Origin of the sequence: Agathobaculum sp. NTUH-O15-33 (assembly GCF_033193315.1) — a bacterium.
In the GTDB taxonomy this organism is placed as follows: Bacteria; Bacillota; Clostridia; order Oscillospirales; family Butyricicoccaceae; genus Agathobaculum; species Agathobaculum faecihominis_A.
The window spans coordinates 960596-977156 of record NZ_CP136187.1; the positions used below are offsets into that span (position 1 = coordinate 960596).

Genomic DNA, 16561 nt, shown 5'->3' on the forward strand with positions numbered 1-16561 from the left:
GGCAAAACTTGGGGGCGTAGCTCAGCTGGGAGAGCGCCACACTGGCAGTGTGGAGGTCATGAGTTCGATCCTCACCGTCTCCACCAAGGGTACTAGAAAAAGGCTTGTTTTCGTTAAGAAAACAAGCCTTTTTACTGTTTTATGCGCGCTGCGGCGTTCCGAAAGGAACGCCCTTTTTTATTTCCGCTTTTTTCTGAATGCCTAACCGAATGGTATGACTCACCGCGAGACTGTCTTTAAAACCCCTATTCCGTTGGCTTTTTCGGCCAGTTGATCAAAAACTGAAAGCGGAACATCTCGTCCGCCAGCTGATAGCTGTACACCGCGTTGTATTTCTTCATAAAGGCGGCGATACTCCGGGTGCCCAAACCGTGGCCCGGCTCCTTGGTGACGGGAAAGCCCTCGCCGTCAAAGGCTACTTCGCCGGTATAGGTGTTGGCGATCTCGATACAGAAGTGGGGCGAGGACACCGCCGTCAGCTCAATGCGGCGCTTCACGTCCTTTGGCAGCTTGCCGCAGGCGTGAATGGCGTTTTCCATGGCGTTGGCGAACACCGTGGACAGCTCCAATTCGTCGGCGGGGAGTTCCACGCCCAAATCCATGTGGGCTGTGACCGTGATGTTCCGCTCCTGCGCTTTCTCCGCATAGTAGGCAATCAGCGCGTCCAGCACCGCGTTGTCACAGTAGTGCACCAGACTGGTGTCGTTTAATTTAGCGTCGGATTCGCCCAGATACTTCAAAGCGCCCGCCACATCCCCCCGTTCCAGCATGGAAGCGGTCACCTGCATGGTGAAGCGCATATCGTGCCGGTATACCCGGATCTTTTCGTCGTTGCGGCTCACGGCGTCCGCCTGCCGCTGAAGCGCCTCCACCTGACTTTTCAGAGCGTCGTTCTCACTGGTGGCTTTCAGCAGATTGTAAGTATTGTGGAACACCTGATAAATAACGAAATACACCACACAGAGGATGACGTAGAGAAACACCACCCCCATGAGATTGTCCTCCCGCTTGTGGGGATACAGTCCCAAAAACATCACCAAGGCGAAGAACAACAGCGGCAACACGGCCATGACGCGCCAGTCCCGCCGCATATTGGCGGCGATAAAGCGATAGGCTTCCCGCAGCCAGCGCACGAACACAAAGACGATCAGCCCGAAGAACGCCAAGCGGAACAGTACGCCCGCCCAGATCGGCTCCTCGTCCGCACCCAAAAGGAAATGGGAGAGAATGGCGGTCAGATAAAAGGCGTTGACAGCCGTAAAGAAATTGAACAGCACTTGGGAAGGGCGGTCCGTGGTGGCAAAGAGCAAAAACAGCAGACTGGGTACGAGCAGGACGATAAAGTAGACCCGCCACATCTGTTCCAAGCCCACGGTCAGAATCAGGGTGAAGCACACCGCCGTGCCGAGCAGCGCGATCACCCAGAAAGCTGCCCACGCCGTTTTCCGCGTGCATCGGAAGCCGGACATGGCAAACAGCAGCGCCAGCGGGCAGGCACAGGTCACCAGTGTGCGGAATAAAACCTGAATTGTCTCGCTCATACGCCTCGCCCCCTTTTAAGCATAAAATCAAGAAACGCCTGCCGTACCTCGCCGCGGCGCAGCCGGGGGATGGGAATTTTCAGTCCTCCGTGCATGAAAAATTGCTCCTTTGTCATGCTGTCCACATAGAGCATATTCACTACAAAGGAAGCCCCCACCCGCAGAAAACGCGGTTCGGCCAGCAGAGCCGCCGCCACCTCGTCAAAGGAGCGGACGGTCCCCGTGGTCAGCGTCCGCCCGCCCGAAAGCGTGTAGCGGGCGGCATGGTCGCCGTTCTCCACCGTGACGATCTCCGCGAGGGGAACCACCACAACGCCGTCCCTTGTCCGCACCGTCACGGAGGGCATGTCGTCTAGCGACCGCTCCGCCGCCCGATCCAGCAGGGAAAAGAGGGCGTCCCGCTCCACGGGCTTTAAGAGATAATCCATCGCCCGCACCCGGTAGGAAGCCACGGCGTAGTCCGGGGAGCTGGTGAGATAGACAAGCATGGCGTCCTTATCCCGCTCCCGAATGGCCGCGCCCACGGCCAGACCGTCCGGCTCGGGCATCATTACATCCAGCAGATACAGGTCGAACCCGCCCCGGCTTTTGACGCACTCCAGCAGGTCGTAGCTGGACTGAAAGGGCAGCACCGTGCTGTCCAGCTCCGGGTGGAGCCGGATATACGCTTCCACCAGCCCCGTCACCCGTTCCAATTCCTCCACCCGGTCGTCGCACAAAGCGATTTGCAGCACGTCTGTCACCCCCTCCGCTATGACCAATTTCGTATTTTCAGGTACCAATTCCGTAAAACGCCGCCGCGCCGCCCATAAAAATTTTATAATAGGGGCAGTCAAAGCTTGGCGGCCGTAGTTCCATTTTAACCAGCTCGAACCGATTCGTCAAGGCTGGACGGGTATGCAAAAAGCAGAGACACGGAAACGCACAGAGGATGGAGGAGATTATTTGCCAGATATGTTTGCCGTCCTAACAGATGTGACGGTTATCTTTTTTGATCTGCTCATTTATTCTATGATCTTTAAGCTGAAAAGGGATACGCCGTTATACCGCGCCTTCATGTACGGCGGCTGCGGGATCATTCTGCTTTTCTACTTTGTTGGGGTTTATCTCTGGGACATCCCGGCCTCGCTGGCGGCGGCCGTTTTTATGACGGTGCCGAGCTTTCTGCTGTTTTGGGCATTGTCGCGGCACAAGGGAAGCCGCTTCCTGCTAACGTTCTGCTTTGTGGATACCGTATCGCTGATCGTTGCGTTCATCGGCCGCTATGCGGGCATCCTGTTTCGCGGCGGGGCGGTCGGGGCGTTTTTTGTGGTACTTACACTGTTTTCGATCCTTTTGGCCGCGGGCTATAGGCGTTTGCGGGCCTATCACGTTTTGCTGGACACAGTGGATTCTGGGTGGGGGACGATGGCGTTTTCCGCCGTGCTCATCTATTTTGCCCTTATCTTTTTTGCCGTCTATCCCAAGCCGATGATCCAGCGCCCCGAATACGCGCCCTGCTGGCTCACGTTTGCCGCCGTGGTGCTGGCCTGCTATGCAGTGTTTCTGCAATCCATCCGCAAGACCCTGCATATCCAGAAGCAGAACGAGCGACTGGAACGGGAAAAGCACCTGTACCAGCTCGTGTATCTGGACGCCTTGACCGGCCTGTATAACCGGGCAGCCTATGTGGAGCGTGTGAACATGCTGGAGCGGGAGCGCGGGACGGATGCGGTCTGCTGCGTCATGCTGGACTGTAATCACTTTAAGCAGATTAACGACCGTTTTGGACACCATGCCGGGGATATGGTGCTGCGCCGCTCCGCGGACGCGCTTCGCGCCGTCTTTTCCGAAACAACAGAGCATTTATTCCGCATCGGCGGGGACGAATTTTCCGTAATCCTGCCGGGGTGTCCGCCAGAGCGGGCGGAAGCCCTGCTGGCAGTCTTGGCGGCGGAACTGGAACGTGCGTCCGCGGAGCAGGGGATGCCGATCTCCATCGCCGCCGGCCATGCCTGTACCCGGCCGGGGGAAAGCATCGAGGATGCATTCATACGCGCCGACGCAAATATGTATCAAAATAAGGCGGCTTTGAACTGCCAGACCGTGCGTGCACTTTCATAGGGGTACGTCACTTTGAAATTGGGGGGACTAAAAATATCATGCTTACTTTTTTTGCAGCGCTCGCCCTGCTGCTTGCCGGCTATCTGACCTATGGCGGGCTGGTCGAGCGGGTGTTCGGCCCTGACGACCGCGAGACGCCTGCCGTCGTTCGCGCGGACGGGGTGGACTACGTCGCCATGCCGCTGTGGAAGGTGTTTCTCATCCAACTGCTCAACATCGCGGGCACCGGCCCCATCTTCGGCGCGCTCATGGGCGCGGTGTTCGGCCCCGTGGTATTCTTGTGGATCGTTTTCGGCAGCATTTTGGGCGGCGCCGTGCACGATTACTGCACCGGCATGATCTCCGTTCGCATGGGCGGCGCGTCGGCTTCCGAAATCGTGGGCAAGTATCTGGGCCGCGGCATGAAGCAGGTCATGCGCGTATTCTCGGTGGTGCTGCTGGTTCTGGTGGGCGCGGTTTTCACAACCAGCCCCGCCGCCCTCATCGCGCGGCTCACACCGCCCGCGTTCGGCGCGCCCTTTTGGGTTTTCGTCATTCTTTTGTATTATCTTCTCGCTACCCTGCTGCCGATCGATAAACTCATCGGCAAAATTTATCCCGTGTTCGGCGTCGTCCTCATCGTCATGGTGCTGGGCATCGGCGGCGGCATCCTGCTTGGCGGCTACCATATTCCCGAGCTGACGCTGCAAAACCTCCATCCGGACGGCAGGCCCGTCTGGCCCTATCTGTTCATCACCGTGGCCTGCGGCGCGGTAAGCGGTTTCCACGCCACCCAGTCGCCCATGATGGCGCGCTGTCTTGCCCGCGAGCGGGACGGACGCCGCGTGTTCTACGGGGCCATGATAACCGAGGGCGTGATCGCCCTCTGCTGGGCTGCGGCGGGCGTCGCGTTTTACGGCGGCGCCGGCGGCCTGCAAGCCGCCCTGTCCTCGCTCGGCCAGTCCGGCGTGGTGTATGATATTTCGACCGCCTTGCTCGGCGTTGTCGGCGGCGCGTTGGCCGTTGTCGGCGTGGTCGCCTGCCCCATCACTTCGGGGGATACGGCGTTTCGCTCCGCCCGTCTCACCCTATCGGACTGGTTCCGGCTCGATCAGTCGAAAATCCGCAACCGCCTGCTGCTCACCCTTCCGCTTTTGGCGGCGGGCGCGCTGCTCACCCAACTGAATTTCGATGTCGTCTGGCGTTACTTCTCTTGGGCCAATCAAGCGCTCGCCATGATCGCCCTCTGGGCGGCGGCGGTCTATCTCCGCCGGCACTGCGGGCGCGTGCAAAGCCTTATGGCGGCGCTGCCCGCCGCGTTCATGTCGGCGGTCTGCTCCACCTACATCCTCATGGCGGAGGAAGGCCTGCGCCTTTCCGCCGGTATCGCCTGTCCCGCCGGCGTTCTGTTCGCCCTTGCCCTGTCCGCCCGTTTCGCTTACAGCGGGCGGACGGGTAACGCACTGAAAAAATAAAGAGAGGGGTATACCCCTCTTGGCGATAAATGGGACATTTATCGCCAAGGCTTCTTTTACTTACAAAACACAAAGGGAGGAAGAAATATGAGAGAAATAAAGAAACTGCGGCGGCCGCTTGCATCCCTGCTGGCAGCGTTTATGCTAATGACCCTGCTGCCGGTCTCGGCGCAGGCCGGGGGGACGGAGAACGGTCGGGACGTGATAGTCGCGGCCTTTGAGCCGTTGGACGCGGCGGTGGCGGAGCAGACCGTCCCGGCGGGGACGGTGCGGGAGGCTTTAAACCTGCCCGGCTCCCTCCGTGCCACCGTGTACGCCACGGCCCCGGACACCGAGCCAGTTGTGATTGACGGCGTGAGCTGGGAAGCGGACCGCCCCTTTGAAGGCCCGGCGGGCCGCTATACCTTTACCGCGTCCGCACCGGGGTACGCCTGCGCCGAGGGCGTGGACTGGCCCGCGATCACCGTCACCGTGGCGGAACAGACCGCGCCGGAGCCGGACGAGGTGGACGCCCTCTGCGCCGCCATCGACGCCCTGCCTACGGTGGACGAACTCTATGAAAGCGCCCCCGGCGACGCCGACCCGGCATTCCCCGTCTGGGTTACCGAGACCCGCGCCAAGCTGGCGGCGGTCCCCGCCCTGCAAGCGCGGCTTTCCGCGCTGTCCGGGGACGCGGCGGCTCTGGAGCGGATCACCGAGGCGCGCGCCGACAAACTGGCGGAACTGAACGATTTTGCGAAGCAGCTGGGGGACATGGAGACGCTGACCGGCACCACCGTCTTCACTTTTACCGTTACCGTGTCCGTCAAGCAGACGGCGCCGTACTGCAAGGGCGACGAGATATTCCTGATGGCCGACATCAAGGATGTGGAGACCGGCACCGCGATGACCACGGGCAAGGTCCAGTTCTATCTGGGCGAGGCCGCGCTAGGCGCTCCGGTGAGCTACAGCGCCACGAGCGGCTTTGGGAAGCAAAAGGGCTTCGCCCTCTCTGTGGTCTGCGGACCTAGTTCTTTCACGCATCTCAATGTGGGTGACAACACCATTAAGGCCGTCTATACGTCCGCCACCGGACAATCGGTGACCTCCGAACCCTTCACGGTCACTGTCTCCGATAAGATGAATGGCAACAAGTATATCAGCAGTATGATGGTGGAAAATTTAACCGGCGACGGTGTCAACTACGTCGCACCCGTTCAGTTCGGCGTGTCCAACAACGGCGGTGACGTGGGGATTAAAGCCTCCGACTTTGTCATAACCGGAACCAAGGACGGCAATGCGCTTGTGAAGGGTACGGATTTCACGGTAAATTCGACCCCTAAGGACGCGACTGTCCTTGTAAAGGAGCCGGGCACCTATGTCTTTACGGCGACGCTCCCTGATTCCAGCGCCTATGCGGCCATAGAGGTCTCCGACCCTGTCGTCGTTCTGGCCCTTTATCAGGTCTCCTGCACGCTGACCAACCTGACGGCGGAAGCGCAGCCCGCAGCCGTTAAGTACGGCAAGCCCCTCACCGTCACCCTCACGGCGGCGGACGGCTACAGCCTGCCCGACTCCATTTCCGTCACCATGGGCGGAGAAACGTTGGCATTGGACGATGAGGCCGGCTACACCTACGAAAGGCGCGGCGGCACGGTGAGCATCGCCCACGTCACCGGGGATGTGGTCATTACCGCCGCCGGGGCCTACGGCGTGTGGGTGGGCGGCACGCAAGTCACCCCGGAGAATTCGGCCAACGTGCTGGGCGACGGGAAGGTATCCTACAATGCCGCCAGCAATACGCTGTCCCTCAACAGCGCGGCCATCACAGGCACACACAAAGGCGCGGGAATCTACGTGGAGGACAGCACGGACTTTACCATGGCGCTGACCGGCGATAATGTCGTCGGCAACGATGCGGACGCCGCGCTGAACTGCGGCGTCCGGTGCCTAAACAACCAGCTTCTCATAAAGGGCGCGGGCAAACTCACCGTCTACCTCAAACGAGCCCAGGACGGAGGCGGCGTGTCGGGCGTGAGCGCCAACAAGGGGCTAACCCTAAACGGCGCGACGCTGAAGATCATCAACAAGGATACGACCTTAGAGCCCGAAGCCTCTTACGTCGGATTGCAGGCGGATGAAGGGATCACCCTCAGCGGCGCGAATCTTACCCTCACAAACCTCATGACGGGCATCAACGCGGCGGGCGGAGACATCGCGATTGACCAGCGTTCCACTCTAACCGCACGCACGGGGGACAGTGCCATCAACGGCAAAAATGTACTGATCTCCGACTCCAAGGTGGACGTTGAAAGCACCCTGACGGACAAAAACGCCATCATCGCTCTGCTGCATATCACCGTTAACGGCGATGCGGACGTCAAGGCGGTGAGCGACTTCCCCGCGCTCTATGCGGAGCATGCGGCGGATTTTCCCGACGTGCCCGATTATACGAAAAACTGCATCACCATCAGCGGCGGGACCGTCAGCGCCATCTCCAACAAAGACGCCGCAATTTATACGCCCGGCACAATTTCCATCAGCGGCGACACGACCAAGGTGACGGCTAAGGGCTATTATGCCGGCTTGCAGGGCAACGGCGGGATTGCCATTTCCGGCGGCACCGTCAACGCCGCCTCCACCCACGACTGCGGCATCTTTACGCCCGCCGCCCTTGCCATCAGCGGCGACGATACCAAGGTGACGGCCAAGGGCTATTATGCCGGCCTGCGGAGCAACGCGGGCGTTACCATCTCCGGCGGCACCGTCGACGCCGTGAGCACGAACGACGTCGGGATTTTCTGCATGGGCCACATCGAAATCACCGGTGGCAGTATCCACGCAAAAGGCGGGCCCGGCTTTGCCGCCATCGCCGCTAGAACGATGAAAAGCGGTGAGACACAGCCGCCGGTAACCATTACGCTGACTGGCTTGGGGGAAGAAAACGGCTGCAAGCCCATGGCGTCGGACTGGTTTACCGTTACGCTGTCGGACGGAGGAACGGAAACCAGAAGCTGGACCGCCTTCGTCCCGGAGAACGCGGACGCGCTTACCGTTTCCAACGGCGCCATGACCAACGCGGTCAATGAGGTTTGGTTGGGAACGCCCACCGTCACCGCCGTGAGCGTCACCCCACCGGCGGCCATTGTACAGAAGGGCCACACCCGGCAGTTTAACGCCACGGTGGCCGGCACGTATTCCCCGGCGCAGTCCGTGACGTGGACAATCGAAGGCAGCTACGACACCGGCACCGTCATTTCCGAAGCGGGTCTGCTGACCGTGGCCGCCGGTGAGACGGCAACTTCAATAACCGTCAAGGCCACCTCCACCGTAGCCAGCGGCAAGAGCGCCACGGTCATCGTGACCGTCACGGACAAGGCCGCGTTGACGGAGGCGCAGATGTCCCTCGCCATGGATGGCTGGACCTACGGCGAGGCGCCTAATGTGCCCTTGGGCTCCGTGACTGTCACGGACGACAACGGCGGCATCACTTATCAATACAGCGCCGACGGCGGAAATATCTGGGCGGACGATCTGCCCGTTTCCGGCGCGGGCGAGGCTAAGGCGGGCACCTATCAGGTGCGGATGAGCTACGAGGGCGACGTCTACACCGGCACCAAGACGGCCAGCTTTACCGTGGCTCCCAAAGCCGTCATTCTGGGCGTGGGCACCCTCGCGGCCAGCAAGGTCTATGACGGCGACACAATAGCTATACTCACCGGCGCGCCTGCCCTTACCGGCGCACTGGAACATGACGCGGTGACCGCCGGGGGCGGCACTGGCGTGTACGCCACGGCGGACGCGGGGACGGGAATCGCCGTTACCGTCACCGGCGTCACGCTCAACGGAAATGACGCGGGCAACTATACCACCACCGGCACGGTACCCGGCTTGACCGGGACCATCACCCCGGCGGACGGCAAGACCTATTCCAGCTACGCCGACGCGCTGGACGCGCTGCACAAGGTGCACATCGTCACCAACGTGACGCCGACGCTGGGGGACGTGACGCTGCCCGCCGGCTGGGCGTTTACCGGCGACAAGACGGCGCGGATCGCCGCCGGCAACGACAACGGCGGCAAGCAGGCATTTCCGGTGCGGTACACGCCCGCCGATCCAAACTACGCTCCCGTAGACCTGACGGGCGAGGACGCCCTGTTCCCGGTATCCACGGTAGAACTGACCGCCAGCGAAGGACTGGGCATACAAACCGTCGCGGCCGGGCAGCAGTTGACGCTCTCCGGGGTAACGCTTCAAGTGACCGGCGCGGCCCTGCCCAATGAGGGCGACTACGCCATTGCCAACATGAAATGGAGCAGCAGCGCGGAGGCGGTCGCCACCGTGACCGGCGCGGTCTCCGGCGGAAGCATGACCGCCACCGTTTCGGCAGTCGCCGGCGGCGTGACTATGGTGGGTGTGGCCTACCAGAATGGCGACATGCTGGGCTACGTGCTGGTAAAGGTCACGGGCGGTAGCGGCGGGACCGCCAATCAGGTAAGCGACATTACGGACATCGCCGAGACGCTGGATAAGCTGATCGACCCGGAGCGCCCTACCGAAACCGACAAGGCGGCGGTGGACGCCGTGGCAGCCGAGGTGACCAAGCTGTCCGGCGCGGCCAAGGAAAACCTTACCGCCGATGACGTGAAGACGCTGGATGAGCTGAAAAAGACCGTGGGCGAGAACATTTCCGACGCGGACAAGAAACTGACGATCACCATCGAAGACGAAGCCGAGGGACCGGTTCCCGCGCCGGAGAACATAAAGGTGGTGGGCGCGGCCATCGCCTGCGGCGTGGACAGCGGCAACGTGGTGGTCACCATCAAGCCCGTTATGCCCAGCGGCTCCGACACCAAGCTGGAACTGAAAATGCAACTGACGGTGAATAACAACGAAGCGGAGCTGGCGGCACCGATGTTCTTCCAGATGGTCGTGCCGGAGGATATCGACCTGAACAACCTGGAAGCTGTACCATGTGAAGGACGACGGCAGCAAAACGGAGCTTCCTTTTACGAAGGGAGAGGGGCGCGCCATTTCGTTCAAAATGCTGTCCTTCTCCAGCGTGCAGTTCGTGGTACCCACCGGCGGCGCGACGGGCGGCGGCTCCACCACCTATTATACCCTGACCGCCACGGCGGGCGGGGGCGGCAAGATCGCCCCCAGCGGCAAGGTGCGCGTCAGCCGGAACAGCGACAAGACGTTTACCGTGACGCCCGGCGATGGCTACGAGATCGCCGACGTGCTGGTGGACGGCAAGAGCGTGGGCGCGGTGGATTCCTATACGTTTGAAAGGGTCAGGGCAAACCACACCATCGCGGCCAGCTTTCAGGCCGAGGGCCAGCGGCCCGTCTGGTATCCCTTTGCCGATGTGAAGGAGGACGCGTGGTATTACGACAGCGTGAAGGATATCTATGAGCGCGGCCTGATGAACGGCACCAGCAAAACCACGTTTTCGCCGGAGCTTGCCACCACCCGCGGCATGATCGTCACGATTCTGTGGCGGTTGGAGCAGGAGCCGGAGAGCGGCGCGGCCATGTCATTTACTGATGTAACGGCGGGCAGCTACTGCTTTGACGCCGTTCGCTGGGCGGCGGAGCACGAGATCGTCAAGGGCTACACCGCCACGGCGTTCGGCCCGGCGGACACCATCACGCGGCAGGAGCTTGCGGCCATTCTGTACCGCTATGCCCGGTACAAGGGCGCGGACGTAAGCGCGGCCGACGATTTGGCGGCCTTTACCGACCGGCCCGACGGCTGGGCGGAGGACGCCGTGAAATGGGCCGTGGGCGCCGGCGTCCTCTCCGGCAAAGGCAGCGGCGTTTTGGACCCCAAGGGGCGGGCCACCCGCGCCGAGGTCGCGGCCATGCTTCACCGGTTTCTTTCCAACACAGCAAATTGAACGACCCCAGAACACATTTGCCATTACCTTGCTCTCCGGGCGGGGCGGTATCTCTACCGCCCCGCCCGGCCGATTCAAGAACCCGTTTTTACAAGGAAACGGGTTCTTTTTGCCTGTATTCTACTTTTTTTCGCAACGGGAAAGCGTAGCGGGGCGGCGCTTGGCTGAACCGAGTACGCGGTGGAATTGACGCGCGCGGGCAAATTCGGTATAATGAACAAATGATAGCAGCGCAAATGCCGGAAAAGGGAGGAAGCCCACGTGAGCAGCATGTATGAAACAGATTATTTCGCGCGAGTGATGCAAAAATCCGGAATAGACAGAGTGGCGATGCCTTCGCTGCTCTATATCACCAAGCAGCAGGCGGGCGGCAAGAAGCGCGACCGGCCCATGCACGGGCATGATTCGCTGTGCGAGATCCTGCTGGTTTATCGGGGCGTTGGCTCCTATGCCATCCGCAACCATACCTATCCCATTCAGGCGGGCGATATCCTGTATTATAATCAGGATGAAGCGCACGAGGTGCGCGCCATGTCGGATGAGGAGATCGGCACCTACTGCTTCGGTATCGGCAACCTGCATTTAAGAGACCTGCCGGTAAACCACATGATCCCGGAGGACAGCCCCCCCGTGCGACCCTCCGGCGCGATGTTCGGTTTTTTCGAGGGCCTGTGCGAGCGCGCCTATCAAATGCTGGATGATAACCCGATGCACCGGGCCGTGGCGCAGTGTCTGGCCATCGCCTTTTTGCTCGCGGCGATCGGGGTGGAGGACGAAGCGCCGCGCGCCGTCGCTTCCGCGCAGGATACGCAAATGGGCGACCGCATCCGCGAGTATCTGGATATCCATTACACGGAGCCGATCGATCTGAAATCGATCGCGGCGGCGTTCCAGTGCAGCGAGCCGTATATCTCGCATGTGTTCAAAAAGGCGATGGGCTATTCGCCCATCCAATATGTGATCCGGCGGCGCGTCGGGCTGGCGCAGACCTATTTAATCAGCAGCGATTACACCGCCACGCAGATCGCCACCTTGGTCGGTTACGACAATACGAATTACTTTAACACCATCTTTACCAAGGTGGTCGGCGTGTCGCCGATCCGCTATAAAAAACAGTACATAGAAGCGCTGCACGGCAACGTGACGCAGTAGCAAATAAAAACCGGAGCCGCGACCCCTTACGAGGGGACCGCGGCTCCGGTTTTTATGTAAGCTTCTTACGCCTTCTTGGCGTTCTTGCGCATATCGAACACCACCGCGAGGATGATGATCGCGCCCTTGAAAACCTGCTGCACATAGGGCGAAATCTTGAGCAGCATCATGCCGTTTTTCAGCACGCCGAGGATGAGGATACCGGCAATAACGCCGGAGATCCGGCACACGCCGCCCGAGTGGGAGGTGCCGCCCACGGTGGCCGCCGCGATCGCGTCCAGCTCGTAGTTGACGCCGACCGAGGCGTTGCCCGCGCCCGAACGAGCCGCCAGCAGAACGCCGCCGACGGACGCGCAGAACGCGCACCAGGTGTATACCTTGATCAGATTCTTTTCCACGTTGATACCGGCCACGCGCGCGGCTTGATCGTTGCCGCCGATCGCATAGATCGATTTGCCGAACCGCGTCTGTGTGAGCATAAAGCCGGATATCACCGCAAAGATGACGAAGATGACGATGACGACCGTGACGGACGCGCCGCTGATGTTGAACAGCTCAAACTGCGCCACATTTTTCAGGCCGGGCTTTAGCTCCGGGATGGGGTAGGCGTTGGTGTAAAGCAAGGCGAGCGCGCGGGCGATCAGCTGGGTGCCCAGCGTGGCGATGAAAGCGGGGATTTTGGTGTAGGCAATCAGCCAGCCGTTGAGCACGCCGAACAGCGTGCCGACGACCAGACCGGCCACAATCGCGACGACGACCGGGATATCCGGCAGGTTCGGGAACAGGCGGGACGCGCCGTACTCAAACTTTTGCGCGAGCGAGGCGGTCACAACGCCGGTCAACGCGACCAGCGCGCCGGGCGAAAGGTCGATGCCCTTGGAAAGAATACACCACATAACGCCGACCGTTAGGATGCCGGTGATGGATTCGGTGGTCAGTACGGAAACAATATTTTTGGCCGTTAGAAACGTGGGCGATAAAAAGGCCATCAGGATGACCATAAAAACAAAGACGACCCAGATCGAGTTCTTGCTCATAAATTTTTTGGCTTTTGTCGCATTCACAGGAAGTACCCCTTTCTCTTTTTCCCTTATTCTTTTTGACCGTGGCATAGCGCCATGATGTGTTCGGAGCTCCATTTATCGCTGTCGCGCTCGACAACGCCGGTGACCTCGCCCTCGTACATGGCGACGATACGGTCGGCCATGCCCATGACCTCGGGCAGCTCGGAGGAGATCAGGATGATCGCCTTGCCTTGGCCCGCAAGCTGCGAGATCAGCGTGTGGATCTCGGCCTTGGCGCCAACGTCGATGCCGCGCGTCGGCTCGTCCACGATCAGCACGTCCGGATCGGTCAGCAGCCACCGGCCGATCAGCACCTTTTGCTGGTTGCCGCCGGATAGGTACATGATCAGCTGCTCGTTCGAGGGCGTTTTTGTGTTCATCGCCTTGACGTACTTGTCGGTATCCTCCCGGATTTTCTTGTGGTTGATCGGGAAGCCGTAGGCCGGCAGATTCGCCAAGATCGTGTTGTCCATCACGCTGCGGATGCCGACGATGCCGTTGCCGCGCCGGTCCTCCGTGAGCAGGGCGATGCGGTGGGCGATCGCGTCGTGCGGGCTGCGGATGGTCAGCTCCTGACCGTCCTTAAAGACCTTGCCGCTGTCCTTATGGCGCATGCCGAACACGGTCTCCACCGTTTCGGTGCGGCCCGCGCCGACTAGACCCGCGAAGCCCAGTATCTCGCCGCGCCGCACATCGAAGGAAACGTTTTTTACCTGCTTGCCGGAGTTGAGTCCCTGCACCTCGAATACGGTCTCGCCGATCTCGCAGGGGATTTTCGGGAACATTTCCGCGACTTCGCGGCCCACCATTTGGGTAATCAGCGCGTCCACCGTCGTGTCCTTCGCAAAATCATGGCCGACGAACTGGCCGTCGCGCAGCGTGGTCATTTCGTCGCAGATCTGGAAGATCTCGTCCATCTTGTGGGAAATGTAGATCAGGGCGCAGCCGCGCTCCTTCAGCTTTCGGATAATCTGGAATAGATGCACGACCTCGCCCTCCGTCAGCGAGGAGGTCGGTTCGTCCAGAATCATCACGTCGGGGTTATAGGAGACCGCCTTGCAGATCTCCACCATTTGCATCTGGGCGACCGTTAGGTTGCCCATTTTTTCGTCCGGATCAATGTTGAGATCCATTTCGCGGAACAGGTCTATGGTATCCGTCCGCATTTTTTTATGGTCGATATGAATGCCCTTGTACGGTTCGCGTCCCAGCCACACATTTTCGGACACCGGACGTTCAAGCACCGGGCTCAGCTCCTGATGGATCATGGAAATGCCGCTTTGCAGCGCTTCCAGCGGTCCTTTAAAGTCGACCTCCTTGTCGCGGAACCGGATCGTGCCCTCGGTTTTGTGATAAATGCCGATCAGGCATTTCATCAGCGTGGATTTTCCCGCGCCGTTTTCGCCCATCAGTGCGTGTACCGTGCCGGGGCGAAGCTTTAACTCCACGCCGTTCAGCGCCCGTACGCCGGGGAAATCCTTGACGATCCCCGTCATCTCCAATATGTACTCGCTCACTTTGCCACCTCCACTTTTCTTCTCTCCTCTTCGTTGCTTGTCGGGGCGGAACTGACGGGGTCCCGCCTGCGATAATACTATTGTAGCGTATTCTATCCGGCCGCCCCTCCACTATCTTGTAGCGCGTCCGGCGAAAGCGCCCAAATTTTTCACAAAAAACAGGGCATTAAATTTGGTTGTTCCACAATCTTGTTATCTGTCCCGCAAACAGCAGAATCGAAAATATCAAAATGAATTTCCAGTGTGTTCCTGTGTAACGAAAAACGGTGCGCGCGGACGCACGTGCGAAAGAATAAAATATACTAAAATGGAATACAAAAGAGGCGAATGCGGAAATACGTATATATATAATAAGGTATCACTAAGCGCGGGGAAAACAGGGCGTGATCTGGCCGAAAAGGCGGTATTTATGTGTTTTTAAGGGGCGTGCGAACAGGATAGTGGAGTTGCCAAAGTTGGCGGCGGTATATTTGTGCGAAATATCCGGGAAACAACGAAGGGTGAAAACAATATAGTGAAGGTTTTCTATCCGGGGGATGGTATAATGATTAGCATAGAAGCAAGACACTGCAAACAGTGCCGTGCACACAATCGAAAAAGAGAAGGAGAGAATGACATGAAGAAGAAATTAATTGCTTTATTGCTGACGGGGGTCCTGAGCATCGGCCTGTTGGCCGGCTGCGGCAGCACGCCCGCGGCTACGCCGGATACGGACGCGGACACGGGCGCGCAGGGCGGCGACGCGGGCGGCCCCTATCAGGTGGGCTTCTCGATCGCTATGCGCGACCAGTTCTGGACCTCGATGGAGAACGCGATGAAACCCTTCGCGGAAGCCAACAACATAGAGCTGAACACGCTGGACGCCAATCAGGACGTTGCAACGCAGCTGAGTCAGGTACAGACTTGGGCGGCGGACGGCTATGACGCCGCGATCATCGGCCTTGCCAACAACGATTCGGCGGAGGACGTGCTGAAGGCAGCGGGCGATATGAAGGTGGTATTCGTCAACCGCCAGCCCAGCCTTGACCTGTTACAGGACGGCAAGGTCGTTTACGTAGGCACCGATGAAACGCTGTACGGCAAGGAACAGGGCAATTTCCTATCCAAGATCTTTGAGGACGAAGGCAAGACCGAGGTCAACATCGCCATGTTCATGGGCACGCTGGGTCTGGATAACGTGACCAAGCGCACCGATTCCGCGAAGCAGGCGCTGGCGGACAACGGGATCAAGGCCAACTATGTATTTGAAAACACCGCTGAGTGGGACCGCATCAAGGCGATGGACCAGTTCAGCCAGTTCATGGGCACCGGTGAAACGGTGGACGCCGTGATCTGCAATAACGATGAAATGGCGCTGGGCGTTATTGAAGCGATGAAGACCAACGGCGATAAGACCGTGTTCTGCCCGGTCGTCGGTATCGACGCGACCGACGTTGGCTGCGCGGCCGTCAAGGAAGGCACGATGGCTTGCTCCGTGTTTCAGGACCCGGTCGCGCAGGGCGAAGGCACGCTCAAGTGCGCGCTCGGCCTGATCGAAGGCACCGCGGTGGACGGCCTGACCGATAACTACTACAACATTTTGCCCAAGCTGGTCACCAAGGACAATGTGGATGAGTTCATGAAGTAAATAGAGTACGGAATCTGTTCGCTTGATTGCGCTGGCAGGGGGACGGTGCACACGGATCGACCGGTTGCACCGTCCCCCTGCTATGTTGCGCGGCGCTTGGCGTTCGGGCGGATGATCCAATCGCTACCCCACTTTCTTCTTTTCATAGAGGCGTGCAGTTTTATCTCTTCTGTACGTCGCCAAGAGCCGCCGGAAAATTCCGGCGGCTCTTGGTTTTTTGTTGGT

9 protein-coding genes, 1 tRNA gene and 1 pseudogene are annotated in these 16561 nt (G+C 59.7%); 7 read left to right on the top strand and 4 right to left on the bottom strand.

Annotated elements, in window-relative coordinates:
- The first annotated feature begins 10 nt into the window (after positions 1-10).
- Positions 11-86: transfer RNA gene (locus tag RWV98_RS04960), tRNA-Ala, on the top strand.
- A gap of 159 nt (positions 87-245) precedes the next feature.
- Here RWV98_RS04960 and RWV98_RS04965 read toward each other — a convergent pair.
- Both RWV98_RS04965 and RWV98_RS04970 read right to left on the bottom strand, forming a co-directional pair.
- Positions 246-1541, bottom strand: a complete 1296-nt coding sequence (locus RWV98_RS04965) for a sensor histidine kinase (protein WP_317864186.1) — start codon at positions 1539-1541, stop codon at positions 246-248.
- A complete protein-coding gene (locus tag RWV98_RS04970; RefSeq protein WP_317864188.1) occupies positions 1538-2275 on the bottom strand; it encodes a LytR/AlgR family response regulator transcription factor in 738 nt (245 codons plus the stop codon). The genes RWV98_RS04965 and RWV98_RS04970 overlap by 4 nt, the downstream gene beginning before the upstream one ends.
- Before the next feature lie 220 nt (positions 2276-2495).
- On the opposite strand from RWV98_RS04970, the gene RWV98_RS04975 reads away from it, so the two are divergent.
- From RWV98_RS04975 to RWV98_RS04995, 5 genes and pseudogenes are all read left to right on the top strand, one after another.
- Positions 2496-3644: a GGDEF domain-containing protein gene (locus tag RWV98_RS04975; protein WP_317865691.1), complete on the top strand. Its 1149-nt coding sequence runs from the start codon at positions 2496-2498 to the stop codon at positions 3642-3644.
- A 38-nt stretch (positions 3645-3682) separates the two neighbouring features.
- Complete coding sequence (locus tag RWV98_RS04980) at positions 3683-5098, top strand: carbon starvation CstA family protein (protein ID WP_317864190.1); 1416 nt, start codon at positions 3683-3685, stop codon at positions 5096-5098.
- A gap of 3048 nt (positions 5099-8146) precedes the next feature.
- Positions 8147-8938: pseudogene (locus RWV98_RS19375) on the top strand (YDG domain-containing protein); the annotation flags it as partial.
- 1210 nt (positions 8939-10148) lie between these two features.
- Entirely contained in the window at positions 10149-10976 is an 828-nt protein-coding gene (locus RWV98_RS19380; RefSeq protein ID WP_442872100.1) for an S-layer homology domain-containing protein, read from the top strand.
- Between the two features lie 270 nt (positions 10977-11246).
- Positions 11247-12128, top strand: a complete 882-nt coding sequence (locus tag RWV98_RS04995; protein ID WP_317865694.1) for a helix-turn-helix domain-containing protein — start codon at positions 11247-11249, stop codon at positions 12126-12128.
- Between the two features lie 65 nt (positions 12129-12193).
- Here RWV98_RS04995 and RWV98_RS05000 read toward each other — a convergent pair whose 3' ends face one another.
- Positions 12194-13192 carry an ABC transporter permease subunit gene (locus RWV98_RS05000; protein ID WP_317864193.1) on the bottom strand — a complete coding sequence of 333 codons (999 nt, stop codon included), beginning with the start codon at positions 13190-13192 and terminating at the stop codon, positions 12194-12196.
- Between the two features lie 26 nt (positions 13193-13218).
- Positions 13219-14709: a sugar ABC transporter ATP-binding protein gene (locus tag RWV98_RS05005; protein ID WP_280960911.1), complete on the bottom strand. Its 1491-nt coding sequence runs from the start codon at positions 14707-14709 to the stop codon at positions 13219-13221.
- Positions 14710-15325: 616 nt separating this feature from the next.
- Here RWV98_RS05005 and RWV98_RS05010 point away from each other — a divergent pair.
- Positions 15326-16336, top strand: coding sequence for a sugar ABC transporter substrate-binding protein (locus RWV98_RS05010; protein ID WP_317864194.1), 1011 nt, complete (start codon positions 15326-15328; stop codon positions 16334-16336).
- Positions 16337-16561: the final 225 nt, after the last annotated feature.

Coding starts and splice junctions, on each gene's coding strand:
- RWV98_RS04965 (WP_317864186.1), bottom strand. CDS start 1,541: ATGAGCGAGACAATTCAGGTTTTATTCCGCACACTGGTGACCTGTGCC.
- RWV98_RS04975 (WP_317865691.1), top strand. CDS start 2,496: ATGTTTGCCGTCCTAACAGATGTGACGGTTATCTTTTTTGATCTGCTC.
- RWV98_RS04980 (WP_317864190.1), top strand. CDS start 3,683: ATGCTTACTTTTTTTGCAGCGCTCGCCCTGCTGCTTGCCGGCTATCTG.
- RWV98_RS04995 (WP_317865694.1), top strand. CDS start 11,247: ATGTATGAAACAGATTATTTCGCGCGAGTGATGCAAAAATCCGGAATA.
- RWV98_RS05010 (WP_317864194.1), top strand. CDS start 15,326: ATGAAGAAGAAATTAATTGCTTTATTGCTGACGGGGGTCCTGAGCATC.